Genomic DNA, 26,668 nt, shown 5'->3' on the forward strand with positions numbered 1-26,668 from the left:
AACTCAAACCGCCATATTAAAAACAAACTCTACTGGATGCATAAACCGAGTGCTTGCATACATTAACACTGAATGGCGAGATGGTCGGGGAGGCCAAAAAACAGTATGTAATTATGCAAGAAAAACAGAATAAACTTGAACTAATTGCTTATAATATATAGTCCATAAATCAGGAGTGCTTATTAGTATATATTAACAGGTAAGATTTAGAAAAATGATAACGATAGTATAATAGGAAATAAGAGCCAGGTAGATTGTATTGTCTTTCAATACAGTCTACCTGGCTCTTATTTATATTTCCAAATAAACTAAGATTACTTTATACTAAGCAGGAGTGACATAAATCATGAGGAGTTTATATAGTAGATCAGCAAGAGGTGATTCATCAAATAAAATAAATATATAACCGATATGAGGTAATTAAATGGATGTAAATATAAGAAGACAACTTGAAAAAGAAGGATTCGTAAAAATAAATAAACCCAATCTTAGAGATGACGAATTAATTCATATCTCAAATATGATAGGTTTACCTGTTGATTCGAGAATAGGGGGCTATATTATTGATAGACTCTCTCCAAAGAAAAAAGAAGCAGCCCATAAAAATTCACTTAGTAATATTCACGAGTTAAATAGCTTTCCTCTTCACTCAGATACCGCCTATTATAAAATACCAGTAAAATATATTATGTTGTATTGCAAAAATCCAGGTGCAGGAGATAGACCAACCTATTTGTATGACACATACCAGTTGATTAATATAGATGAAGAGTTTAGGTTTAAACTGGCCAACACAATTTATAAAGTAATAAATGGGCGAAACAGCTTCTTAACTACCTTACATAACCCGAATATGAGCTTTTTTAGATTGGATAGAGATTGTATGCGATCTATAACAGATGAGGGAGAAGAGTTGTTAAAAGAAATAGATACATTAATTCAAAAAGATGATATACAAGAAATAAAATGGAGTTTAGGTGATCTATTAATTATAGATAATTGGAGATTCCTGCATGGTAGAGGTAGTAGTAAATCTGAGGATCTTGATAGGTTATTATATAGAATATCAATAAGGGAGAGATAGTAATGGGGATTGAGTATATAGATCTATACAATAAATCTAAAGTTTTTATTCACAAGGGAATTTCTAATAGAAATGAAAGCGATATGTCTGAGTTTTTACTTTGGGCAAGTCTTTCTTTGGAAATATTAGGGAAAGCGACGCTTGCATATGTACATCCATCATTAGTGGTAGATCCAAATGATCCAAAAGGTTTATTAGTAGCGTGTGGCTATAAAAAGCATGACGATTTTAAGACTATACAGGCAAAAACAGTATTTGATCGATTACAAACAAGCTTGTCTATTACAAAGTTTGATCAAAAGAAAAGAGAGTTTTGTATGTCACTTGCTAATAAGAGAAATGCTGAGTTGCATTCTGGTTTATTACCTTTTGATGGAATAAGATTAGAAGCTATTTTGCCACAATTATGGGAAGTATGTGTTATATTACTTGAATTTCAAAATAAGAGGTTAGAAGAGTGGATAGGAAAAGATGAAGCTACTCGAGCAATTCAAATAATAGATGATCATTCGGCAATCCTCAAAACAATAGTGGAGTCAAGAGTAGAATCTTATCGACAGGAATACATAAAAAAATATTCAACTACCCCTCCGATGATTAAATATGTCTTAGATGAGGATGAGGAATTAATTACATGTCCGTCTTGTAATAACGAAGCAATAGCTCATGGGGAACTTAATGATAAAGAACATATAGAAGATAGTGATGATAGCCCTTGGTATTCTGTTTTTAAATGTTTTTATGATATTACAGAGGTTCATTGTTGGTATTGTGATTTAAAATTAAATGGATATGAAGAGGTTACAATTGTAATTGACGAACCTGAGTTCACAAAACTTGTTGAAGAAGAGCCTGATTATGATTATGATTACGGCAACGACTGATGATTGATATAGTTGTCTTTTATTTGGTAGATTGAAACCCGTATATTAAAAGGTGAATACGGTACATCTCAATTCGCATTAAATTCTACCGTCAGCACTCATCCCATGTGGAATCGGTGGCGATGTTGGTGAGAGATGGTGTAACACCAAAATAAACCTCTGCTATCCATAATAAACCTGTGCTAAAAATCGAATAAAGACGTGATAAAAGCGGGGAGAGGAAGAATGGAGAAGGGGAAGAACCCAGATCCATCAAGCCTTTCCCCTGTTTTTCTATCAAGACATTATTCAGATTATAGTAGGAGAAAAACACGGTTTTTTAGCATGACTTTATTTATGAGGGCAACGGTGGAATGCGGGTTTGAGGGCTGTTATTTGGCAGGGGGTTATTCATACTGAACAAAGATACGTAGAAATCCTTTGTTTTCAACTCTTTACGCCGTTTACGATTTTTACGAAGGATGGCCCTGATTTCGGAAATAAAGTTCTAAAGGAAATAATTGAGGTTTTGGTCGTGCTGGACCTTGGTTTTGAGGTCGAGTGTGTAGATACGTCGGGGGATAGTAATAGCAGGCTGAGATAGTTAGATTATATTTTTAAGAGAGCGTTCTTTTTAGGATGCTCTTTTTTATGAATAGAGTAATCCAAATCAAATTTAAATAAAAGAAAAACCTCTTCTCAATCTAATTTTTAAGAATAAAAAATGATTTATTGACTTTTTTTATCATTGGGATATAAAATGATTGAAGTGAACAGTATTAAGAATTTATATTGAATTATATTCTTAAATTCGTTCTAAAATGAAGGAATGAGGTGTTTTCTTGTGAGTTATAAGCCTAATTTAATCTTGGATAATGGTGCGCATAAATGCTCAGTTACGGTAGACGGAAAGCAACAGAAAATAACAATTGCTCCCTTTGATGAAATGAGTATAACACTAGCGAAAGAAATTATTAGGCAAGTTAGTGATATTATGAATGCCAAGTATAGCTTCATTCAAATTATAAAATTATTAGATGTCTCAGAGAACTTACCATATTTGTCTAGATATTCACAAAAAGCCTTACATATCACTTTAAAACTATTACATCAGGAAGAGTGGAGGGAATATATTGGTTCAAATACTGTTGAAAAGATTAGTGGAAAAACAAAAAACTCTTTAGTTATATTAAATATTGGTTGTACATCTGCAGGGAAGACGCTAGGTAACTTACATGCTATCATTCCTCGAGGTTACATTAAGAAATTCATCCAATTAACAACAATTAAAGAGAGCACGAACTTTTCGATTGACAATTGTGTGAATCCTAATAATCGAGATATCCTGAATAAGGAGGAATTTGAAGTTGAGTTCACATTAAAAACATTTGATAAAGCGGAAGAGGATATAGTATCACTAGTTATTGAAGCCTTACAAGAAATTCTTGATACTATAAAATCTGAAGTTAAATCAAATGATAGTAGCGAAGTAATTTGGGATATTGCAATGGCTGCTGCATGTGAGAGACTAACAATTAATAAGGATAAAACATTTGATATTTCAAATTTAGTGGATTTTGATAATGAGAACATTGTTCTCGAAGCAATACTATTAAAAGGGATTAGGGAATACTCCACGAGGAGCATTTCATATAGAGATAAGCTCACAGATAATCAATTAAAACTGGATATCGTTCGAGATATTAAAGAGAATGTATTTAAAATTACTATTGATGATATAGCTTATATTATTTGCGAAACACAGGATTTTAAAAAACTTACCAAGCATATACATGATCAGGTTTATGATGCTATTAATAAATTTTCAGTTAAGTATGATGTTAGTATTAATTATGGTCAAACTATTTCTATAAAAAAGAGATTCGATGCAGTAGATACAAAGGATTTAATTAGTAATGTTTTTGGCGATAAAAAGCAGCGCAAGAACAATAATTTCTTTTCAATAGATGCTCTTATCTCAAAGGCAAAGTTATACTTCCGGAATAATGAAATTAATAATGGGGAGGAACTAACTGTTGTTGACGGGCTTGGTATTAACCAAGGTCAAATTCCAAAGGGGGAGGAAAAGAAGGTTGCTTATAATAGAGTACATGCTGCAATCCAGCAGTGCAATCCAGATGTAATTATTTATAATACTCGGTTAGATTCAAAAGATGACTATATTATTGATGTTATACAGGATCTGAATGATCAAGGATTCAAAAATAGGATATATGTTATCTATGGTAGAGTAGATATTGTTTTAGAGAATCACTGTGATGAGGATGGACTTGATATAGAGGATTTATCTGACACAGAACTTGCGAGTTTTGAAGATTATATAGAGAAGCAATATCTGAATAAAGAATTAATTTCATTAGGTAATCTTGAGAGAAGTAAAGTTTATTTGTGTGATAAGCCCTGCAAGTTATCAATTAAATACTCTAATGAGCAGTTTGAAAAATACACTCCAAAACGTATATTGACTAATATTTTGGAGATATATAGGGAAAATGAACGAACCGAGCTAATAAAATTGAATAAAGCTCGAATTGATCAAATTATTAGTACTCTAGATAATTACTCTGTTTTCAGTAATACCTATGCAATGTTTAAAGCAAGTATTGATGTAATGGTACCTATGCAATACTCTTTATTAAGATGGAATACACTGGAGTGTGGAGTCAGAAGTTTGTATTATGATGGGTTAGGATATGCTAGCTTGTATCCAAGCATTGTATTGAAAAATTGCTTTGCTAAGCAATTTAATCGTAAAGAAATACAGGCTGTGTTTGGTGATGATTATGATGATATTTTGAAGGCTTTATTAAATGATTGGACAAATCTAGCCCATTTGATAATTGTAACATTTTACAAATATGAATTTGCTCAATTACTAAATATGCGTTTTAATTATGAGCTACGGACAATGAAATCCATTACTCTAACGGATGAGAGAAAGCACATAGTAAGAAATATTCTCAATACTTGTGTGGAGAATGACGATTTAGATGGGCCTTCAGCATTTCGCAAGTTAACTCAGTATGTTCTTTCAGATATTATATATTAAGTCACTTGCCAGGTTGTACTGAATAAAGCGATTTAGCAGTTGAACAGTAAAGAGAGCATCCTTCGCCGGATGCTCTCTTTATTATATAGATAGATATCCTTTAAAAGCCGATTGCTCTGAGATTCAGCGCAGTCGGCTTTTTTACGTTGAAGGGAGGGAATGAAATATTTCTGATACCACACAGCCTGAACCGCATAGACTCAAGTTCATTTATAAAACGGGCTTCACAAATACCGTCGAAAGTAAGATGTTCAAGCAAAAAAATCGTACGTAAATGAAAGGGGGAATTGCATTCCCTTGCTGTGAACGACACATGTGGAATCGGTGGCGATGTTGGTGCGGAAGAATAACTAAATCGGAATTGTATGAATAGAAATAGTAAAGAGGGGCTGCCCCCTCTTTTTTGCTGCTTAATTCAATTCTGTAAAATATCTGATTTCCTCTTTGTCTTCGCAGAACCCTACCGATTCATACACAGATAAAGCGGTTTTGTTTGTAGTTAGTACCATGAGGGTAACATACTGCAGCTGATTAGCTTTGAGATATCTCAAAGCTTGTGTAAGCAAATACTTGGCAAGGCCGCGCTTTCTCCAGGGTTCGCGGACAAAAACGTCCTCGATTACACCATGGTCAGCTTCCTGCCATGCCATCAGTCCACCAACAATAACGTCAGTTTGACGTATGACCATGGATGTCCATCGGTCGTTATTCTTGTATTCACATAACCGATCGATACCAAGTGGAGTATCAGGCCAAATCTCAGCTTCTATATTGAGATAATCTCTTTCTTCATCAGAGGTTTCCATTTTCCAATACGAGAATTGAAAGTCTTCTTGAAGTTTCAACTCAGGAATTGGTTCATTCAAGTCCTTTTTCATGCGATATAAACTATTCAGATGAAGGTATCCTTTTTGGATAAAAAACGTATTGTTTGCTGTTTCTGTTGAATCGTTACCTACACAAAGTATAGTGTCGTATTCTTTAGACAGGGTTTCCTTTAATTGATTTGCCCTTATGAGAAGATGCTGATAGACGTTTTCGAGCAGCATAATGTCATTTTCTCTTTCGGGAATGGTTTTCAGATTGAGGTATATGGAATGGTTGTTCTCTTTTGGACGTCCGGGAGGCACTACGTTAACGATGCTCACTTGCCCCTTGGCAATCATCTTCCCATCCTCAAATGCGCAATAAACGTTACTCCAATTGTCTTCCTCCCCGACCCACCAAAATACTGCATTTTCTTTTTGGGTTACGGATTGATATAACTCCCCAAGTAACGGCATGTCTCCATTTTGGAAATGACGAATGATTATTTCTGTTGATGATTGTCTCAAAACAATCTCCCTCTCTATAGCTGTTATTACTATAAACATTAACATAACTGGACCTAATGTTTACCACTCTAAAAGTTTTCTCCCACATGAATGTAATACTGTTCAAAGGTTATTCCCAGTAAGGTGTTCCATTGAAGAAAAAGGACTCCTTCTGCAGATAAGCGGTAATCTCTCTGCTGGCTAATTTACGAATGTGATCGGGCAGCCATTCCCGGGAGTCGGGTAGACCCAGCCAGAAATTCATGGTTTCCAACTGGCCTGCAATGAACCAACCTTCTAACAGCTCGATATAGTTATCTGGCAGCGCGTAATATGTAGAATAGGATTGAAGTAAAGGGTCTCGGAGCGCGGGATGGATGTATGAAAACGTCCAGCCCAGATCAAATAAATAAAAACCAAAACCGCAAGCACCAAAATCAATGGGCCTTGCTTCTTTGCCATGAAACACAATATTACTTGGAATCAGATCGGCGTGAATCATTCCCCAATTGCTGCATGTTCGCTCGATTGAGTTCATCATCTTCATTACTTGCTGACCTGCATTCTGAAGAAGTGCTGTATCATCCACATCAAGCAGGCCTGCTTGAGATTGCTCTGTAAGTTTCTCAAGAGCTTGTGATATGCGAGATGCATCAAATACAGGACGCTCAAATGAGCTTGGAGTTTTCCAGCGGGAAGCTTGTTTATGTAATTTGCCTATCATTTCGCCTATAGACTGAGCATCTTCTAATGTGGTAATGAATGACTTCTGCTCACCTTCCACCCATCTTACCATTGTGCAGCTTATGTTGTTTACCTTTGTAATGAAGTCTCCTTGAGTATTTTTTACAGGTGAGGGCAGGGCCAAATCTGTATCTAAGACCAGGGAGTGGAGCCAAACCATTTCTGAACGAAGCACGTCCTGTTCTGTCCAATAACGTTCAAAGGTTTCACTTTTGGATGTATGTAGGCGAAGACTATATTCGTTGTTATCCACATCCGTGATTTTATAAATAACATTTGCACTCTGTCCAATAAAGTCAATCGATTTACATGGTATGGAGTAATGATGTAATGCTTCTTTTGCAATACTCAAAGTACTTTCCAATCGCCAAATCCCACCTTTTCACAATTAGATAAAGTTATATTAACACAGCTGGGTATTAAAAAAGTGTAACATTCGATTATACTCATTTTTTACCTGTAGTCATGTTGGTACAACCCTAGCGGCCTTTTCACTGCGGTGCAGATGTGCCATAATCATTATTGCTTCAGTTCGATTAACAACCCGACAATAAAAAACTTTTCTGCAAGGTTTCATAGTTTCTTATATGGAGGTAGACATGGACAGTGTAATCAAAATGCTTGAAATAAAACGCGAACAGTTCATTCAGGAGCTTAAAGCAGCACAGGGCGAGGTCCACAGTCAGATTGTGGAGAAAAAACGGGAAATCGATACTGCCATACAATGGCTCAAGAAAATAGATACGCTGCAGCTGCATCGTTCAGATGACTACATGTTTGCCCAATTACCGGATACCAGGACAGCATTTTCGGAATACAAAATCGTTGAAACATTAGAAAGTGATGATCCCCAAGACTGGCAGGAAGTCAAGTTAATGAGTCAAGGGGAGGAATTGTGGTTTTACGCAGGGGATTGGGTGATTAAAAGTAAGAAGTAGGGAGTAAACAGATGCTTATCTGATTGAAAAAGTAAGCAGCAGACGAACCTGATCATACAGTTGTTCATTGTCCCGTAACAAAAAGAGGGGCTTGTGCCCCTCTAAAATCAATCGTTCATTATAGGATTTTTTTGCAATTTCCATCATTTCGGACGGTCATCAATACACCTGCACGCCCGTTCCAAGCACAGACTTGTTTTGCACGGAATTGCCCGATAGAAATACCTTTTGCAGCTTCGGCAGCTGGCTTAGGGGCTCTATATTGGTAATGGCATTGTTCTCGAGATGAAGCATTTCGACAGCCTGCCAGTTATTCATAAAGTCCAGAGAAGCCAAGTTGCTGTCCTGCAGCGTGAAGGACCGTAAAGCAGGCATTTTGGCGAAATAGGGCATGATCTGGTCAACCTCAGAGACAGTGTCATTATTTACGTTAAAATACGGCTGCTCTAGGGTTAGATGCTCAAGCGCATTATTCGTTTCGCCCACCTTTTGTTTAAAGTTCAACCTGCATTCGGAGCACAGCAGCAATTTTACCTGCTTCAAACGAAATAAGGCATCGCTCTCCTGGTACAGTGAAGAATCGTAAATATTCAGGGTTTGCAGACCCGGTAAACCATCGAGCGAACCAAGTTGAGTGATTTCACTGATTTCCCAGAGAGACAGCTGCTCCAGCTTCGGAAATTTTTGGAGAGCCGCTAATGCTAATTCCCCACTTCCGCCACGAAGCGTCAGGCTGGTAACGGCAGGTGCCTGCAGCCCGGGGAGAAAGGAGCCCGGAATTTCCACTCGTGCTGCTTTAGGCAGTGTCAGAGCTTCCTGCTTCTCGTAATAACCGGACAGCGTTAATTCCCGCAGAGAGGAGAGGCTGTTGATGGGTTTGACCGAGCTGAGCTTGCTTAAAGAAGCCAGTCGCAGTTTCGTGATGGAGGTCTTGCCGGTCAGACGCTCCAGACTGGAGAAACTTAAATTTTCAATATCCAGTGTTTGTAAAGCAGGCATGTTTTGCACAAAGTCAATGGACTTTACGTTGGTTAAAAAGGAAAGCCGAAGCTCCTGAAGCTGTGTTAAGGCGTACAGCGGCTGCAGGTCTGCAGTTTCACTATAATGGATGGACAGGGAGGTAAGCCCCGTCATGGACGACAACCATCCCAGCTCATTGATGTACGTGAGCGACAGGGATTTGAGCGGCAGTTTGTTCAGCAAGGAAAAGTCCGTTATCGACTCATCCGCATAGGTAATGGATAGCGAGTTCAGATTAGGGAATTCCAGGAGCAGAGCCAATTCCTGATTGCTGCGAAGCTGGGTGGAAAGTTCCGTAACTTTAGACTTATCGCCAAAGTAGTCCGAAAACGAGCTGAAGGATTCGTTAAAAGCACCACCATAGCTTTTTAACCCGGACATATGGGCAAACGTGGTTTGGTTCGACTGGGCAATTTCGTAGGTTCCCGTCAAGTCGAGTGCTGTCAGTCCCGTAAACGCTTCAAAATCTCGCTGATCGATCTTCTGGGTATTCAGCTTTTTGTCCTGAGTAGTATAAGTGATCTTTTTGGCCTGTTCATCGCTGAAGGGATCTGAGAAGCTGTAGGTAAACTGCCACTGGTGATCATCCGAATAATCTACGGTCAGATAGCGAATACGAGCCAATTCCTCCTCGGTAGGCAGGGCAGAGCCTTTTTCAAAGATATCCCGCAAAAAGGAGAGCAGAACCTCGCTTTCAGGCATCTTCCGTACAGGCAGATTGGCTTCTGCTTGAGGATGAGTGGAGCTGACGCTGTAATATAAATAAGTGCCAATGGCACCGCTCAGGAGCAGCGTCAATATGAGCAGCAGTCTCACAGAGACGTTCAGCTTCGGCGCTGTTTTTGGGGGCGTACCATGGTAATGATTAATGGTCTGGTCCACATAGTAGACATGATTTTGCTTCAATAAAAGCTCTGTTTCACAATAGGGACACTTTAATACCTCGCCCTCCTTATATTCAATTTTTCCGTTGCAATTGGGACAGTTTAACGCAATAAATGCCACGGATGCCTCCCCCTTCATTATGATGATTCTAAAATTATGCTGAACTGTCATCTGAATTCATTATATTTCGTCTATTCTATCAAACCTGCTGTATGCCAAAAAATCAACTGCAAATTTTATCTTTAGGGGAACTTTGAGATCTTTATGAAATCTTCAACATTTGTTGATAATCTATCCGTATAAAAGTAGGAAAGGACTTTGATTCTGAGGACCAATCACCTTTGTAAAAATTTTAAGGGACAAAAGGCAGTTAACAATGTTTCTCTGAATATTAGAAGGAACTCTGTTTATGGTCTCTTAGGACCTAATAGAGCGGGTAAATCCACTAATTTAAAGTTGATTACAGGAATGTTGAGCCCCAGTTCCGGAACGATTGAATTTGACGGTCATTTGTGGCGTCGTAGTGACTTGAAGAATATCGGAGCTTTAATTGAAAATCCACCTTTATATGAAAATTTGACAGCATACGAGAATATAAAAGTTCGTACCTTCGCGTTAGGTTTACCGAAAACTCGAATTGATGAATTGTTAGATATTTTAAAGCTTACAAACACAGGCAAAAAAACGTTCGGGTCACTTTTCTTTAGGAAAGAAACAACGGCTTGGTATTGCGCTGGCGCTGCTTCCACAACCCAAGCTTATTATTTTAGATAAGCCAACGAATGGGCTGGATCCAATTAGAAATCTATCACTAATATGATTCACTTATTACATATGTATCATATCTATCCGATATATTAAATGATGTTATAAAGAAATGAATCTAACAGCATAAGAGATCAACCCAAATACAACAAAATAAAGAGATTGCTCGAGAGAAGGAAGCGCATGGATCATCCATACAGTGAACAAGAGGTTACAGTGAAAGAAATTGAAGCATCTTTTGCCTTTGCTGAAGAACTCTATGAAAAGAATGCTGCAAGCCAAAAGCAGTTCGGCCGAGGGGATATCATACGGCAGAAAAATGATTTCATTGCTGATCATGTGCTCGGGAAAGCTGCAGAATATGCATTATGCAGCTTTTTGAACAGCTATTTTGACATACAGTTTGAAGTTGACCTTAATGTTTGGAATGACCCGTTGATCCACGATGAAGGCAATGACTTATCTGTTCTTTATTTGAATGGGAACCCTCATCATCTCCCATTCAAGGTAGATATCAAAGGGACTCGGAAGCATTCCAAATGGCTGGTTGTAGAAAAACATAAAATTACAAATTTCAAAACACTTGTTTATGTCATCGTTCGTCTAGTGAACCTTCCAACCGGAAAAATTTTTGAAAATGATCCATACATATATAGAGGAAAACCGTGGAAAGCGAGAATTGAAGGTTATGCTTGGGTATCAGATGTAATGGAGGTATACAGCCAAACCGGTTGGTTCGAGTTTAAAAAGGGAGACCGCCTGTTAAACCCTAACATACTTGTCCCAATAAAGGACGAAATATCTCAAGTTTCAGCTAGTGAGTATCAAAAAAAGTTAAGTCATCTTTTGTCTAGAACTCCTGAGGAACAAAAATATATTGGGCCACAATTGGATTGCCTGATGAATTTCGGTCTACCTCACAGTTGGCTGAGGAGCAGCATCGAGGAATGGAATGATTTTGCGGATATATTGCGTCGGGAAGTAATCCCTGTAGAGGGGAAAGGCACAGCCAAACCAGGTCCGGCGTCTGAGAAACAATTTCAAGAAACTTGGGGATACCATAAATATATGGAGGTTTTAGATACTTCTTGTCGAACTAACACTGCAGTGGTAAATAACTTTGAAAGGTTAGATTATATTATGTTTGCAACTGATGATGAGCCGAAACACTCTCTACTCGCTGTTTACACTCAGGCGGAAACTGAAGAAAAAGCACCTGTATTGGTAGAATTGCTAAGAAAGGGCATCAAAATCCTTCTTTTTACGGATACAGAAGTTGTACGCATTCCTAAAGAACTGACTACCTTTCAATCGTCACGACTGTTTCAGCATTACAAGGTGTCGGAGAGGACGTCGCAACGACTTTCGGGGTTGTTTATCACGGATGGAAGTATCCAGTCCGAGAAGCAGCTGTTATTTTCTCAGATTTCTCGAGAATGTCCGGAGTTTAATGAAGAACAGTATGCGGTAGAGCATGCCCCTCCAGAATCACACTTGTGTGTGGAAGCAGGAGCGGGGACTGGGAAAACGACAGTAATGATTGACCGCATTTTATTTCTCATACATATGACATCCGTCCCCGTCAGTGCATTGACCATGATTACTTTTACACGTGAGGCAGCACAAAATATGTTCCATAAACTGCGCAGAGCTTTCTTTCAGCGTTTTCAGGCAACAGGGGCTGTACGTTACTTGAAATTAATGGAGGAACTGTGCTTTATGCGTATCAGCACCATTCATTCGTTTGCTAGAGAGCTTATCCGTGAACTAGGTTCAGAGCTTGGTTATGGACAAAATATGCAGATTCGCAGCTTTAACACGGAGCGAAAACAAATAATTGAAAGACAGATTGATGCTAAAGCCAGCCAATGGCTGGACCAACATACGATAAAGGAGAAATTCAAGGAAATTCCTCTACATAGAATGATCAGTATTACAGATGCCTTTTGGATGGAAATGGAACGAAAGGGGCTTACCCGTGAGGAAACTGCGCGTATTGTCTGGGGAGAAGCAAAAGGGGACAGTGCGGATCTGCACGATCTATTTATCGACTTATTTGCAAATTGCGAAGATGAATTTCATCAGCTTAAAACGGAGGCAAATGCAGTCTCACTCAGCGATTTGACCAGACAGGTTGAACTGGTAAGCCGGCGGGAAGAAGCATTTATAAATACTGCTAAGCAGATTTCTTATTTATTTATTGATGAGTTTCAAGATACAGATGATGCTCAGATTAGATTGGCGGCACGGCTGGTTAAGGCCTTAAAGTTGAAGCTTTTTGTGGTTGGAGATATCAAGCAAAGTATTTACCGATTCAGAGGGGCAGATTACACGGCATTCGATAATTTGAGAAGATTAATGGCAGAGCAGAGTGAAGCGCTGCACGCTTTTTCCCTGCGGAAAAATTATCGGTCGGCTGTAAGCATTCTTAACGATATGGACCGTTTGTTTTCAGCATGGGGTGGGGCTGAGTACTTAACTTACCGCAGTAGCGACCGACTTGTAGGCATGCGGGAGAGCACTGAAGCTGCTGTAGAGATTTATCAGGTTAATTATAAACGCTATGATGAGAACCAGAGACAGTACACGATCGATCTAATACGAAGGGCGCAAGAAACGGTCAAACTCTCGGGTGAAGATAAAATTGCAGTGTTGGTTCGGACCAATGCACAGGCAGGAAGACTGAAAGCATGGTGTGATGATGCAGGGCTGAATACCCATTTGGAAATTGGTGGTACATTTTTTACGAGTTCCGCTATACAGGATTTTGCTTATTTGATTGATGCGCTGCTGTTTGTGAAAAGTCCATCGGCTTTAGTCAATTTATTGAATTCGCCGTATTCTAAGACGAACGTTCATTGGAGCTCGTTAATCCCCTTTGATGGAAATGAAGCTGAGCTCATGGAGTTCCTCGAGCATATAGAGCCTTTTAGTGGCTGGAAGAATATACAGGAAAATCTTCGTATTCAACCAGTACTTTCAGTTATAAGGCGTATTCTGGATGTATCAAATCCAGCGATGCGATTTATGCAGGAACAGTTAAATCTGTTGGAAGCTCAGAGGCCTGAGAATCCGGAAAATAAAAAAGAGTCGGAAACGCGCGCAATGCAGTATCAGAAAAACCTTAATCACTTGCTGGAACTGCTTCATCAGCAGTTTAGTACTGATTTTTTGTCACTATATTCTCTACATACTTGGCTTCATATGAATATAGCGGTTAATCGAGAGGAAGATGAGCCTGAGCTTGATGAGGAGGAAAAAGGCAATAGGGTTCGAATCATTACTGTTCATAAATCCAAAGGACTAGAATTCCATACTGTGATCCTACCGTTTACTGAACAAGTTTTTCGATATGGACGTAGTGAACTTCTGTTGGACCGTCGCAGCGGAAGTTGGACTGCTGGTTGGAATATTAAAGAAAATGAAAAGATTTTCTCAAGCGAGTTTTATGCTGAACTTAATTCTGGAGAAACCGTTGAAGTGGAGCGGGAAGAAGCACGGCTTTTATATGTAGCTATGACTCGCAGTGAAGAGCGGCTATGGATAGTGCAGAATAAAAAATACAGCAACCAGGATAACTGGAGCAAGTTGTTAGGTATGCAGGGAGATAAAAAATAATGAAAAACGTAGTCATAACGTATACCAATCCAGCCCGTTTGTCAGAAACCTCAGCGTTTACTCCTTTTGTAAACAGCCTCCATCTATGCGCAACGAACAGCTTACGAAAGGGAGTAACTAAATATTACCAGGGTAAGCCTGCGGAATATATCCATGCGCCGATTGTATCGGCGGGGATGCTGTTTTCTAAACTTTTAGGTTCATGGTCTTCGCCTGCTGTTAAGATGAAACAGTTTACTAAATTGACGAAGTTGATGCGCGGTCAGGAGAATACATGGGGTAGAGAACTTTGCCGAGCTTTCAGACACAATCAAATTGATGTACTTCAGACGATGCGGACACTGGCTGAAATAGGAACTACACCAGTTGAACTCAAGCCGACGAGTCGGGAAGAGCAGCTTTTTCAAAGTGTATGGGGTCTTATGGAGTCAAGTGACTCCGACTTTCAGCGCATCCGTTCTAGGCTAGGCTCAGCTCATAATATAGAGAAACGTTTAAGAGAGGCGCTGAGTGAATGTTTGATTGATGTGAGCCGACTTCCTGAAAAAATCACAGAAATTGTGCTTCATGGTTTTTATTTCATTACACCGCTTCAGTATCGTGTAATGTCTTTATTTCAAAATGCGGGCATTCGCCTAGTATTTCTTAATCTCTACGATACGCGATATCCAAATTCATTCAGATCGGTCGAACGCTTTCTATCCCAATGGGTCCCGGTTGAACAGTGGCAAATCCAGCAATCGATAGTCGTTTCAGAGATGAGTTGGGGCGATGTTTTTGCTTCAGCCTATGAAGAGGAGACACGCAAATCAGCGGATGCACATTTTGGACCGCGGGTTATTCAGTTTGAGGATTTTCAGACATTTTTATCTCATTATGAAGATCATTCTGAGAGAGAAACCTACTATTCACCCGAGCATGAAAACTTGAACAAACGCTTGAAAGATTATTATCCAGAAAGCTATCCAGATCGACATTTTCTTGCATATCCTATAGGACAGTATTTATTTCATCTCCATCAAATGTGGGATGATCAGAAGAGAGAGCTGGTCCTGAATGAAAAGGGGCTGTTTGAATGTTTTTCGTCTGGATGGTTGCAGATTGAAGAGAAAAATGCAAGGAATTTCACAATTATGCTTGAAGATGTTCTCCCTTACTTTTCATCCTGCAGCACGTTAAAAGAATGGCGGAGACAGGCAGAATTACTAAAAGAAGTGAAATTAAATGCAGCGGATGCATTCGAAAATTCCGGCAGTCGGTTTCACAGAATGATGGGAAATCCAATGCTTCGCTTTTCGTTTTTTAAGGTCAAACATACAGATATTGTGCTTCTGCTTCAGTTTATGGAGAAGCTGTTTACCCAAGCAGAACTTCTCTTTGGAAGAAAGGAAATTCGGCTTCACGAGCATTTTGAGCAAATAGCACAGCTGCTAGCTGCAGGACCGGACCCAGAAACATTGGCCGAGGAAGAGCGAGAACTGCTGGAACAGCTCCGAAAAAGACTGAAACTAGATTTTATTGATGATGAGTCTTATTACATTGATGATGTAGCCCAAGCGGTAGCGCTGTATCTCGGTGGTGAATTCAATAATGAATTAGAAGAAATGACGTTACCGATCAGTAAGTTTGAGGACGTCGATGCCGTCGCATTTATGGACAGAGAGATTCATCTTTGTAATTTGGATGAGGAGAGCTTGCCATATGCAGTGAATAGTATGCCTTGGCCGCTTACACGTCAGACAGTACATGGATTGCAAAGTAGGGAGCTGGAGATGCTTTTTATCCGTGAAGACGTATCTTCTTCTTCGGCCAGATATCTGTTTTATAACGTTCTTGCTTTCGCCAAGCAGCCAGTACGCCTATCCTGGATTCGCAATAAAGAGAGTAAAAAGCTGGAGGAATCCGTATACATTATGGTATTAGGTCTCTCGCCTGAGAAGCGAAGCGCTTTGTTCCAGACTCAGGATTTGGAGCCAGCAGGCTGCGCTAAGGGAAATCTGGAAGCTGTGTTTCAGCACCTCAAATCATTCCCGGCTGATGCCGCTGCTGAGTTTGCATTGTGTCCAAGACGTTTTTATTACAGTTTTGTGGTGCAGCCATTCGCTTCGTATCGCAATGAATTTCATCAGCAGATTTTATACCAAAACCTGTTGAAAGCATCATATGCGCTGTCAGATGCTTCTACTCAGGAGATTAATGCTCAGTTATCAGCTATATTTCCACACTGGCCTGAAGTGAGGAAAAGATACTTGGCCGAAGAAGCACAGAAATATCGCAATACCTTTTCGAAGGGCTATGATCGTTATGAGAGCAGGAACTATGTTCGGGGTCGGCGATTATTTCAGCTTCTGGTGCCGAGTTACCCTGTGGATGACAAAAATTTATTGGAGCCAGCGAACAAGGCTTTTCAAGCCAACGTCATAGACGAAACACTTGCGAAACCTATTCAGGATGAAAAATTAATGCAGCTTCGAGCCAATCCGTCCGAACTGTGCCGCTTCTGTCCTCACCTGCCTGTATGCATTGAAGGGTATTATCCAGCCGACGACAAAATGAGGTCCTTTAAATGAAAATAAACAACGACCTATGGCAGCAGGTTGCCTTCCGTTGGGTCCAACAAATGTCTGCAGAACAGCAGAAATTAATCGAACAGTCTGCCGCAGAGTCTGCGACATTGGTATTGCAGGAGCTCGAGATTAAGGGGACATCAGATACAATTCGTAATGCAAGAGATGAAGTGCTATTTCTTATCTCTCAAGACTACGACGATGATGACGACTTTATATAATACGGAGATGAAAGCTATGCAGGATATTATTTTAACCAAAAAACAGCAGGAAGCAGTCGATTATGAAGGTGATCAGCTGTTGATCCGGGGAATAGCGGGCAGTGGAAAAACAACGGTGCTGCTAAAGCAGGCTCATAAAATTATAACGAAGCATCCAGATCAGAGTATTGCTCTCATTACATATAATCAGACTCTCGCGCGATATGCAGCAGAGCTTGCATCTCTGTTAAAATCAGACCGACTTAAAGTGAAAACATTCCATTCATGGGCTTACGGTGCACTTTCTAGAAACGGTAGGGTACCACGTGTCCTCTCTGGAAAACAATTGACAAAGTTAATTCTTACCTGTAGACAGGAACTGAAAATGAATAGTACCCATCGCTTTTTTAGAGAAACCCGGTTTGAAGAATTTCTACAAGATGAAATAAAGTGGATCAAAGGCATGGGAATACTTACACGAGAGAGCTATATGAGAGTTGAACGAAATGGTAGAGGAACTAAAGTTAAAGTGGACCGCAGTGATCGTGATAAAATATTTGACTTGTTCGAACTGTATCAAAATAAACTTAAACAAGAGATGTTGTGTGACTATGACGATTATGCTCTTTTGCTTAAGCAGCAGGGAGTGCCGCAATCTCAAAAGTTTGACAATATCCTTATAGATGAGGCACAAGATCTGCAGCAAGTACAGCTCCAACTTCTTAAAAACTGTGCAGGAAAACGGATCATTATAGCTGCAGATAAAGGTCAAAAGATTTATAAGACTTCTTTTTCGTGGCGTGAAATTGGTATTAACATTACTGGCGGCCGAACCAAAATATTAACTGATTCGCAGCGCTCCACTGAACAAATTATGAGGCTGGCTGCAAGTCTTCAGCAGCATGATCCGCTGTGTAAAAACAAAGATGATGAATTTGTCCCGCCAGAAATGCCAAGCCGTCAGGGGCCAAAGGCCGAGATTATACAATGCTTGGGCTATATGGAAGAGGAAGTATTTGTGACCAACACAATAGCTCATCTTCGGAAGGTATATCCGAAATGGAGCATAGGTCTTCTGAGTAGACAGACGGCTCCCTTCAACCGATATGAGCGGGTGTTGAATGATAAGGGAGTTGACTGCGTTCAGGTCAAGAAGGAAGGGGCCAGCGTGCTTAACGCTGGTGTGAAATTAATGTCTTTTCACTCAGCGAAAGGACTTGAGTTTGATGCGGTGTTTATTATACGTGTTAGTGAGAACAGCGTTCCTTTTTTGGATAAGGGACATGATGAACCGGATGAGGAGGAATTGGCTGTAGAGCGGAGACTTCTGTATGTTTCCATGACACGGGCCAAATCGATTCTTTACATGGCATACTACGGTAAGCCATCACGTTTTATAGATGAAATGGACAGCAGTTTATATAATCATGCGAAAGTATAAGGGGGGTGAATAGTTTAATGCTTCCTTTCTTTTGGAATCAGCTGGCTGAGGCATGGGTCGATAGACATAGCAAAAAGGATGAGCAGCTTCAGAATGAGTACCACTGGAACGAATTCATTAAGAACGGTACTCTGTTGGATGGAATACAACTGAGTCCAGAGCAGCTTGCTGTCGTACAAACACAGGAGAAACACCTTTTAATTAGCGGTTCGGCAGGAAGTGGGAAAAGTATTACTCTCCTGGGGAGGATGTTTAAAGTTCTGGCTGAACCTGCACCATCACGTATTTTATACGTCTCCTTTAATCCCACGCTGATGCAGGATGCCAATAAGCGATGCATGCAGTCACCCATTTTCCGGGAGTTAAAAGATGTACATACGGTCCATTTCTATACTTATCATTTCATGGTTAGCAGACTCCTTAAAGAATCTGGGCTCATAGAAGTCGGAGAGCTGCAAATGTCTACGCACAATCTTGATAAATTAGATGACCTTGCTCAGCGCCGATGCAAGGGTTTTACGGAGAAATATGTTAAAACCCCAGAGTACAGCTGCCTTCCTAGAGATAGAAGTTTGTATACTTCACATTTTGATGGATTTATGCTGGAAGAGTTTCTATGGATGAAAGCAAATGGATATGTAACGGAGGAACTCTACTTAGACTGTGAGCGTGCAGGGAGGGGGATTAATCCCCGTTTAACTAAAGAACAGCGCTATACCGTCTTTCAAATGTTTACTGCCTATCATCGGTATCGAGAACAGACGTATGGGAAGAATTATGATCCGGAAGACTACGCGCTCATCTTATTAAGGCATATTGAAATGCTTCCTGACGCACTAAAATACGACCACATATTCATTGATGAGTTCCAAGATTTGCAACCGATGCAGTTAAAAAGTTTAGTGCTTCTTGCGAAAAAAAGTTTAGCGCTGTCAGGTGATTTAAAACAACGTATTTATAAACGGACACCCTTTGCTTTTAAGGATCTTGGCATTGAGGTCGAAGGAAGACGTACCCACAGGCTGAAAATTAATTACCGATCAACTAAGCAGACTATGAAATTGGCAAGATCAATCTCTTTTCTGGATACGGAGAATGACCGTGAGGATGATCTTCTATTTGTGCGTGAAGGTCCAAAACCAGAGATTCGATATTACCAAACAACGGATAATCTAAATCGCTACCTAATCAGAGAAATTCATGCTCTCCGTCAACAAAGAGAGGACTGTTCCATCGCTGTTATTCACAGATATGACGGAGATATGTGGAAAACAAAAAATTGCAAGACGCATATGTTATTGAAGCGAGAATTTGATGTTGTTGGTGTTGAGAGTTACGGTAAGAAATTTAATTATTCCCAGCAGCGGAAGCCTGTCTTTTTCACAGATGCTTTTGCAGTAAAAGGACTTGAGTTTGATTTTGTTTTTATACTGCATTTTGATTCTTCCCATTATCCTCAAAAGTCTAAGATCGATGACTTGCTTCGACGCTCAGAAAACGATAAGTGGTCAAATAACTTTATCTCTGATGAAGATGCTATATACAACGATGAGAAAAAGATATTGTATGTCGCTTTATCCCGGGCAAAGGAAAAAGTAGTTCTGCTTTACAAGGGGGAGACAGAAAGAAAAATATCTCCGTTTGTTCGATTGTTTCACGGTCCAGACTATGCTGCGCACGGATTCACCAAATCGCGATATACAAAGTAGCTGGCTTTTTTAGAGCTGTAGGCAAATTCAAGATTAACCAATGGAAGCGACATCTATAAATAAGCAGCAGTATTCAAGATTCTATGAAAATTCTTGAACGCTGCTGTTTTTATTTCATATACAGGCAATTAGAGAATTGTTTTGAAGGAGATCGTAGAATAATAGAAATTAGAAATATGGGGATCTTTAGTCTCCAGTCAGGTAGTTTTAACACAATTGGCGAAATGTTATAATGTTATATAGGAGGTAAATATTAGTTTTATATTGGATAAATATCCTTAAAAGTTATATATCATCATTGCAGAATCTAGTAGAACTCTATCTTGGGAACGCGTCATCATTCATCAGCGGTTTGATCTTTACTGTTAGAGCGCGTTGATTTTTGCAAAGAATTTTACTCTAAGGAGGTATTTTATTTGGTTAGTGAAGAAAAAAGTATTCTCATATCAAAGTTGTCTAAACAACATGGACAAAAGCAAATATTGAACGACGTGTCCTTTGAAGCAAAAGAAGGAAGAATTACAGCTTTTCTTGGGCCAAATGGTGCGGGAAAAAGCTCAACACTTCGTATTTTATTAGGACTTGATCATTCAACAGGAACAGCAACTTTTGGTGGGCGAAAGTATACAGCATATGATACGCCATTGAAAGTGGTAGGAGCTGCTTTTGATGGGGTAGGGGGAGCGCCTTCCAGAAAGGTACATACTCATCTGAGAATTATAGCACAAAGCAATAACATTTCTATTGATCGTGTGTCAGAGGTACTGGATATCGTTGGTTTATCAGATAAACATAAAGCGAGACTTGGAACCTTATCATTAGGTGAGGGGCAGCGGCTTGGACTTGCGGCCGCGCTTTTGGGAGATCCACAATTTCTTGTATTGGATGAACCAACCAACGGGCTCGATCCGACAGGAATTCGCTGGTTTAGAAAATTTATTCGTCAGCAATCAGAAATGGGAAAGACCGTGCTGCTGTCTTCGCATATTCTTTCCGAAGTGGAAGCTGTGGCGGACGATGTCGTTATTATTAACCAAGGGGAAATCATAACTACTGGTGAGATCAAAGATGTAATGAAGGACTTGGAATCACTGGAAGATGTATTTTTTTCTCTTACTGAGAGCGGGGCATGATGATGGACTCTTTTTTTAGAAGCGTAAGATTTGAGCTAAACAAGATTACCTCAATGAAATTGTGGTGGGTTATTTGTGCTGCTGCTATCGTTGTTCAACCCTTACTTGCATTCATAACAGCGAGAGGTTACCTTAAGATCGGTTTAGAAGCTACGCCAGAGACTCAATCTGGTCTATTAAATGCCCTGCCCCCTTTGGATTACTTTGGGTTTGAATTAGTTCCTTTTGGCGTACTGCCAATGGTGATATTTGGAGGAATGATTGGGGGCAGTGAATATTTACATCATCAACTGCGTACAACCTTACTTGTTCAGAGCAGTCGGATCAAGATATTCTGTGCGAAAGCACTCGCAGTTGTAGTCTGCGGCGTAATTATTTCAAGTACAGCTATATATTTAACCATCTCCATTACACATTTCACATTAGGGGGACAGGGACTACCTCCAATTTCTTTAAGTTCTACAGCTTGGCAGTTTATTGGTTACTCGGTCCTGGATTGGATTTTACTTACGATCCTTTCATTTGGATTAGGCATGGTCTTTAAAAATGCAATAGTGCCCTTAGCTTTTTTGGTTCCACAAATTTATAATTTAGGCTTATATCTAGCTCAAAAGTGGGATTGGGGAATGTACCTTCCGGTGGCAGCCGGTAATCTTCTCTTTGCAACACCAACAGATCCTTTTGAGCATGATCCTTTAAAAGGCGTTGTTGTACTTCTCGTATGGGCAATTGCAGCTTTGTCCGTTTCTTGTTACACCTTTATTCGTAATGATGTAGGGGGGAGATATTGATGTATGCTGCGATGCTTAGTGAAAAGACTAAATTTTTTTCATTTGGCTGGTGTATTCTGGGTATATTCGGGGCAGCAGCTGTTCCGCTCATTTACCTATTAACATTGGATACATCAACGTCCGTGGGTGAAAAGGAAATTTTCTCACTTTGTTTACAAGCCCTCTATTTAGGTCATCCAGGTGTTATAGTCGCCAGTGCAGCCTATTTCGGACAAGAATACTCGAACTCTGCGTTAAGAACAACACTTCTCACACAACCATCAAGACTAAAATTAATAGGTGTGAAATTTATCAATAATGCACTAATTACCGTAATTGCAGGGATCGCTGCGAGTATTATTTGTTCTCTTGTGCTGTTCATTCAATTTGATATGGAATGGTCGTCAGCCTATGGAATGATGATGGCTGAAAGTTTACCTCTAAGTATACTTAGTTGGGTCCAAATGGCCTTAATAACCTCTGCTCTATCTGTAATTACAAAATCGCTTATCGTACCACTAGCTATAATGCTCCCTCTGATGTTGGGACTGAGCCACATGTTTTTTTCAATTTCTCAATCAGCAAAATTTTTACCCACCCTTGCTGTAATGAACCTTTTTTCGTTACCTGAGTCTACTGCTTTTCTAGAAAAATGGTCGGGGTTGGGCATGCAATTTGCTTGGGCCGTATTGTTAATAGCCATCTCTACTTATGTCTTCTCGTATCGTAATGTTCGTTAATAGCAAAGTACATAAATAAGGTACTGCAGAAAAATATATATCTGTATTCGTTAGATGCTAAAAATCAGCAGGGTTAGAGAATCTTTCAAAGATTCTCTAACCCTGCTTTTATTTTAATACGTTTTTTTAGTGAGGATGAAGTGCGATGCACGGGTAAGAATAGATAAGAGAATAGACAAGAGTTAAGAGATAAGAGAAGAAGAAAAAATAGATATGGTGATAAACATGACAGAAAACTCGTTTTTTTGGAAAGAACTGCTGGCGTGGTATTCAGAGAACGGGCGGCATGATTTTCCTTGGCGGAATACCACAGATCCCTACCGGATATTACTTGCAGAGTTTTTGCTTCAGCAGACCCATGTACGCAAAGTGGAAGAAGTTTATGATCGAATGCTGCGTGAGTATGGTGATATAAGAGAACTTGCCAATGCAAATATGGAAACCGTAGAGGCAATCATTGCTCCGATCGGGCTGAAGTATCGTGCAGCAAGATTAATCAGAACAGCTGAAATTATCTGCAGTGAGCATCATGGTCAAGTGCCGAATAATTACATCGAGTTAAGAAAGCTTCCTGGAGTCGGAGATTATATTGCGAATGCCGTGCTTTGTTATGCTTTTGATCAGCCTGTCGTCCCCATTGATACCAATGTGATTCGCCTCTTTACAAGGTACTTTGGTTATACTTCAACCAAAACCAGGCCTCGGATGGACAGAGAGTTAGCACAAAAAATCAGGAGTCATTTTGAAGGCATGGAACGAACAAGGGAAGCTAATTTGGCAGTACTGGATCTTGCCGGAGCAATATGTACTGCCAGAAAACCTCATTCGACCGAGTGCCCATTATCCAGATATTGTACAGACTTTCTCTCACGTACAGCAGATTCCAATCCATAATGGATCGTTTCGGCCAATGGGTTTAACACCAACAGAAGTTTATTTCTCAAGTCATTCATACTTGGAGAGATAAGCTTCTTTTTATTGGGGATTTTTCTCAAAAATAGGTTGACACATAAGTGGTAGAATATATATCATATGATCTATATCAAGTGAAATGTATTGTATTGGACCTTTCACTCCAGGAGGAGACAACACACATGGCACCCAAAAAGAAGTTTACTAAAGATCAAATTATTGATGCAGCGTTCGAAATTGCGAGGGTAGAGGGGGTTAATTCCATTACAATCCGCAAGGTGGCGGAGAAGCTGGGAGGCTCGATCGCCCCAATCTATGTAAATTTCAAGGAAATTGGTGAGCTGCTTGAAGGTGTATATGAGAAAACCTTTGAAGTGAGCAGACAGATTCTGCTGGAGCAAAAATCCGGGCATCCGTTTCAGGATATTGGGGTGGCCAGCATTCGTTTTGCCAGAGAGTATCCTATGTTGTTTCGGGATATTGTTATGCAGAAAAATGATCAAGCGAAGCATAATGAGGAAGAAACAAGACATTTCATACACATGATGAGAACGGACCCTGATCTGAGCGGATTATCGGATGATGAACTGATGACCATTCTACTCAAGATGAAGACGTTTCAGGTTGGGATAAGTGTGATGGCTGCGAACGATTTGCTGCCAGAGGATTACACGGAGGAACGGATGATTCAGCTCATGAATAGTGCAGCTGAAGATGTCATCAGCACAGCGAGGCGTAGAATCGAACAATCATAGATGGGAGGGGATCGGGGTTAACATATCAGCAGGAAGAAGAAAGCTCAGTCTGCTTTTATTCATCGTGGTGGTGTTGGCAAGCGGTTGGATTGGTGTATGGGTAGATATGAAGATGCCGGAACAACCGGAAGGAAATTCGTTAGGCATGGGGTTGTGGCTGGTATTGCCGATGCTCACGATGCTCGTGCTGCGAATAGTAAGTCGGGATTGGAAGGATATTGGCGTGAGGTTCAATTTTAAAGGGAATATGAAATGGTATGCTGCAGCTATTGCGATCTATCCTGTTATGGCAGTCATCGTTGTTGGTCTTGCATTTCTTTTGGACAGCGCCCATGTCTCTGATATTGAGATCAATACGCTTCTAACCCTTATCGGTGTTTCCACTGCGGGCAGCTTTATAAAGAATATTTTTGAAGAGTTTGCTTGGCGTGGATATTTAACTCCCAAACTGATTGAGTTGAAGTTTAATGATGGGTCGCTTTATCTCGTGTCTGGCCTTGTATGGGCTCTATGGCATGCTCCTTATTATATGGTTTTCCTTCCTAATACTTATTTTGAGACAACCACGAGAACGAGCTTTCTCTTGATAGGTTGTGTGTTGATGGTCGCATGGTCGATCATGTACGTCGAAATTTATCGTCTTACGAAATCAGTATGGCCGTGTGTATTCATGCACGCTGTGGAAGATGGGGTCCCTACCTTGCTGTTATCGGTAACCGGAATCATTACACTAACCAAAACAGGGGAATTGTGGCTTAGTCCGACAACTGGTATTATTACAATGGTTTTATTCGTTGGATTCGGCTTATGGCTCAGATCGGTCCGAGTCAGGAAAGAACAGAAACTAAGCTTGGGACATTAGAAAGAGCTAGAGGGCACATCGCCTGATTCCAGTGGTATTCAAGACACATCAAAAAGGAGCTGGAACTGTACTATATTGTACTATCCCTGCTCCCTATTCGTGTATAAAATGCTGCTCCTAAGAATCAGCAACGATTCACCATTCCAGTCCTGACTCTATGTGTAATAACAGTTCATGCTGCTCAGCCTATCTACCTTTACGCGATAGATGTAACTGGATGTTTAACACGTACAGGATAGATATGATCACCATGGTTTTTTACAAAAAGACCTTCATTGGTCATTGTGCTTTTTAAATCGATATCTTTGTTCTCATCCGGGGTGAAATGAAACGTTACTTTCTCCGTAGTTTCATCAGAGATCGTATTCAAAATATCTTTCATATTGATTTCGTTTAAGCTGACAACATCGAAGAGGTCGATATTACTGTCTTCCTTCTGATAAATGACAATGACCTTTTCATTTTCCAAATAATAAATATCATCACTAAACACATTCAAACAATAAAACATGAATATGCCAGGAGTATGATCGGTTGCAAACCGCTTGGAAACAGGCAGTCTTTGCGATGCGAATTGCTGTATAAGACGAACATCCTCTGCATCAGTTACATCTAGTTTCCTCAGATTCGCGGATTCTACTGGGTTAGCTGTACTGTGGAAATCCATTGAAAACAGGTGTTCTTCTAAGGGTTTGAACCCAAACTTAGGGTAGAAATCAAGCACGGATTCATTGGCAAAAAGGTACATGACATCGTACTTGTTCTCGTATTCCTCCAGAATTTTGTTCATTAAATGCGTGGATAGTCCTTTCTTGCGGTAGTCGGGATGTGTCATCACCGTGCCAATTTGGATTGCATTTTTCTTCTCTCCGTGGATGACCAGTTCTAGGATATTCACGGATGCATTAGCAACAATCTGATCTCCATCTGCAAACGAGAAAGGGGTGTATCCTTCGCCCCAGCAACCATGTCGATACCAATTTTCAAAATGGATATCAAATGTACTCGCAGCGAGTTCAAAAAAACTGTTCCGAAGTGTGTCATTATTTTTATAATTTTTCGTAAATTTCAAATCCTGCATGATATGTTCTCCTTGTCTTGTTGTTAAGTCGAATCAAACTTACATTTCTACCATATATTATTCGGTGGAAAGTTCTAAAACCCTTCACTTAACATCAAGAGTAATTAATAACGAATAACATAAGAAAAGAACTGCCAATGCTGGTCAGTTCTTTATTCGTATCGTACATTTATGTAATTTCTTGATCGTTTGTAAGAG

19 protein-coding genes and 1 pseudogene are annotated in these 26,668 nt (G+C 39.9%); 16 read left to right on the forward strand and 4 right to left on the reverse strand.

All coding sequences use genetic code 11. The annotated features are described in order from the left end of the window. The first annotated feature begins 424 nt into the window (after positions 1 to 424). The 3 genes from MKY97_RS03970 (at position 425) to MKY97_RS03980 (ending at position 5,017) form a co-directional block, all read left to right on the forward strand. Complete coding sequence (locus tag MKY97_RS03970; RefSeq protein WP_342554217.1) at positions 425 to 1,084, forward strand: TauD/TfdA family dioxygenase; 660 nt, start codon at positions 425 to 427, stop codon at positions 1,082 to 1,084. A gap of 2 nt (positions 1,085 to 1,086) precedes the next feature. Further along, on the forward strand, positions 1,087 to 1,968 hold the full coding sequence (locus tag MKY97_RS03975; RefSeq protein ID WP_342554218.1) for a hypothetical protein: 882 nt from the start codon (positions 1,087 to 1,089) through the stop codon (positions 1,966 to 1,968). An 823-nt stretch (positions 1,969 to 2,791) separates the two neighbouring features. Next, the gene (locus tag MKY97_RS03980) at positions 2,792 to 5,017 is read left to right on the forward strand and encodes a hypothetical protein (RefSeq protein ID WP_342554219.1); all 2,226 of its coding nucleotides are present in this window, start codon (positions 2,792 to 2,794) and stop codon (positions 5,015 to 5,017) included. A 410-nt stretch (positions 5,018 to 5,427) separates the two neighbouring features. Here the strand turns inward: MKY97_RS03980 and MKY97_RS03985 are convergent, their stop codons facing one another. Both MKY97_RS03985 and MKY97_RS03990 read right to left on the reverse strand, forming a co-directional pair. Next, complete coding sequence (locus MKY97_RS03985) at positions 5,428 to 6,351, reverse strand: GNAT family N-acetyltransferase (protein ID WP_342554220.1); 924 nt, start codon at positions 6,349 to 6,351, stop codon at positions 5,428 to 5,430. A gap of 109 nt (positions 6,352 to 6,460) precedes the next feature. Then, entirely contained in the window at positions 6,461 to 7,438 is a 978-nt protein-coding gene (locus tag MKY97_RS03990; protein WP_342554221.1) for a phosphotransferase, read from the reverse strand. A 235-nt stretch (positions 7,439 to 7,673) separates the two neighbouring features. Here MKY97_RS03990 and MKY97_RS03995 point away from each other — a divergent pair, with 235 nt between their 5' ends. Beyond that, a complete protein-coding gene (locus tag MKY97_RS03995; protein WP_342554222.1) occupies positions 7,674 to 8,012 on the forward strand; it encodes a hypothetical protein in 339 nt (112 codons plus the stop codon). Between the two features lie 159 nt (positions 8,013 to 8,171). On the opposite strand, the gene MKY97_RS04000 is transcribed toward MKY97_RS03995, so the two are convergent. Next, on the reverse strand, positions 8,172 to 10,037 hold the full coding sequence (locus tag MKY97_RS04000; RefSeq protein WP_342554223.1) for a leucine-rich repeat domain-containing protein: 1,866 nt from the start codon (positions 10,035 to 10,037) through the stop codon (positions 8,172 to 8,174). A gap of 198 nt (positions 10,038 to 10,235) precedes the next feature. On the opposite strand from MKY97_RS04000, the pseudogene MKY97_RS04005 reads away from it, so the two are divergent. From MKY97_RS04005 to MKY97_RS04060, 12 genes and pseudogenes are all read left to right on the forward strand, one after another. After that, positions 10,236 to 10,716: pseudogene (locus tag MKY97_RS04005) on the forward strand (ATP-binding cassette domain-containing protein); the annotation flags it as partial. A gap of 149 nt (positions 10,717 to 10,865) precedes the next feature. Continuing rightward, positions 10,866 to 14,300: an ATP-dependent helicase gene (locus MKY97_RS04010; RefSeq protein WP_342554224.1), complete on the forward strand. Its 3,435-nt coding sequence runs from the start codon at positions 10,866 to 10,868 to the stop codon at positions 14,298 to 14,300. Next, positions 14,300 to 16,870, forward strand: coding sequence for a hypothetical protein (locus tag MKY97_RS04015; RefSeq protein WP_342554225.1), 2,571 nt, complete (start codon positions 14,300 to 14,302; stop codon positions 16,868 to 16,870). The genes MKY97_RS04010 and MKY97_RS04015 overlap by 1 nt, the downstream gene beginning before the upstream one ends. Continuing rightward, on the forward strand, positions 16,867 to 17,088 hold the full coding sequence (locus MKY97_RS04020) for a hypothetical protein (RefSeq protein WP_342554226.1): 222 nt from the start codon (positions 16,867 to 16,869) through the stop codon (positions 17,086 to 17,088). Before MKY97_RS04015 ends, MKY97_RS04020 begins: the two co-directional genes overlap by 4 nt. Before the next feature lie 16 nt (positions 17,089 to 17,104). Beyond that, positions 17,105 to 18,508, forward strand: coding sequence for a UvrD-helicase domain-containing protein (locus MKY97_RS04025; protein ID WP_342554227.1), 1,404 nt, complete (start codon positions 17,105 to 17,107; stop codon positions 18,506 to 18,508). 5 nt (positions 18,509 to 18,513) lie between these two features. Continuing rightward, positions 18,514 to 20,217, forward strand: coding sequence for a UvrD-helicase domain-containing protein (locus MKY97_RS04030; RefSeq protein WP_342554228.1), 1,704 nt, complete (start codon positions 18,514 to 18,516; stop codon positions 20,215 to 20,217). Positions 20,218 to 20,633: 416 nt separating this feature from the next. Beyond that, positions 20,634 to 21,350, forward strand: a complete 717-nt coding sequence (locus MKY97_RS04035; protein WP_342554229.1) for an ATP-binding cassette domain-containing protein — start codon at positions 20,634 to 20,636, stop codon at positions 21,348 to 21,350. A 53-nt stretch (positions 21,351 to 21,403) separates the two neighbouring features. Continuing rightward, a complete protein-coding gene (locus MKY97_RS04040) occupies positions 21,404 to 22,141 on the forward strand; it encodes an ABC transporter permease (protein WP_342554230.1) in 738 nt (245 codons plus the stop codon). After that, the gene (locus tag MKY97_RS04045; RefSeq protein ID WP_342554231.1) at positions 22,141 to 22,860 is read left to right on the forward strand and encodes an ABC transporter permease; all 720 of its coding nucleotides are present in this window, start codon (positions 22,141 to 22,143) and stop codon (positions 22,858 to 22,860) included. The genes MKY97_RS04040 and MKY97_RS04045 overlap by 1 nt, the downstream gene beginning before the upstream one ends. Positions 22,861 to 23,085: 225 nt before the next feature. Continuing rightward, entirely contained in the window at positions 23,086 to 23,754 is a 669-nt protein-coding gene (locus MKY97_RS04050) for a hypothetical protein (protein ID WP_342554232.1), read from the forward strand. A 200-nt stretch (positions 23,755 to 23,954) separates the two neighbouring features. Then, on the forward strand, positions 23,955 to 24,527 hold the full coding sequence (locus MKY97_RS04055; protein ID WP_342554233.1) for a TetR/AcrR family transcriptional regulator: 573 nt from the start codon (positions 23,955 to 23,957) through the stop codon (positions 24,525 to 24,527). Between the two features lie 22 nt (positions 24,528 to 24,549). Continuing rightward, a complete protein-coding gene (locus MKY97_RS04060; RefSeq protein WP_342556225.1) occupies positions 24,550 to 25,389 on the forward strand; it encodes a CPBP family glutamic-type intramembrane protease in 840 nt (279 codons plus the stop codon). 196 nt (positions 25,390 to 25,585) lie between these two features. Here MKY97_RS04060 and MKY97_RS04065 read toward each other — a convergent pair whose 3' ends face one another. Then, positions 25,586 to 26,470 carry a GNAT family N-acetyltransferase gene (locus MKY97_RS04065; protein ID WP_342554234.1) on the reverse strand — a complete coding sequence of 295 codons (885 nt, stop codon included), beginning with the start codon at positions 26,468 to 26,470 and terminating at the stop codon, positions 25,586 to 25,588. Positions 26,471 to 26,668: the final 198 nt, after the last annotated feature.

Source organism: Paenibacillus sp. FSL R7-0652 (assembly GCF_038595045.1).
Lineage (GTDB): Bacteria > Bacillota > Bacilli > Paenibacillales > Paenibacillaceae > Paenibacillus.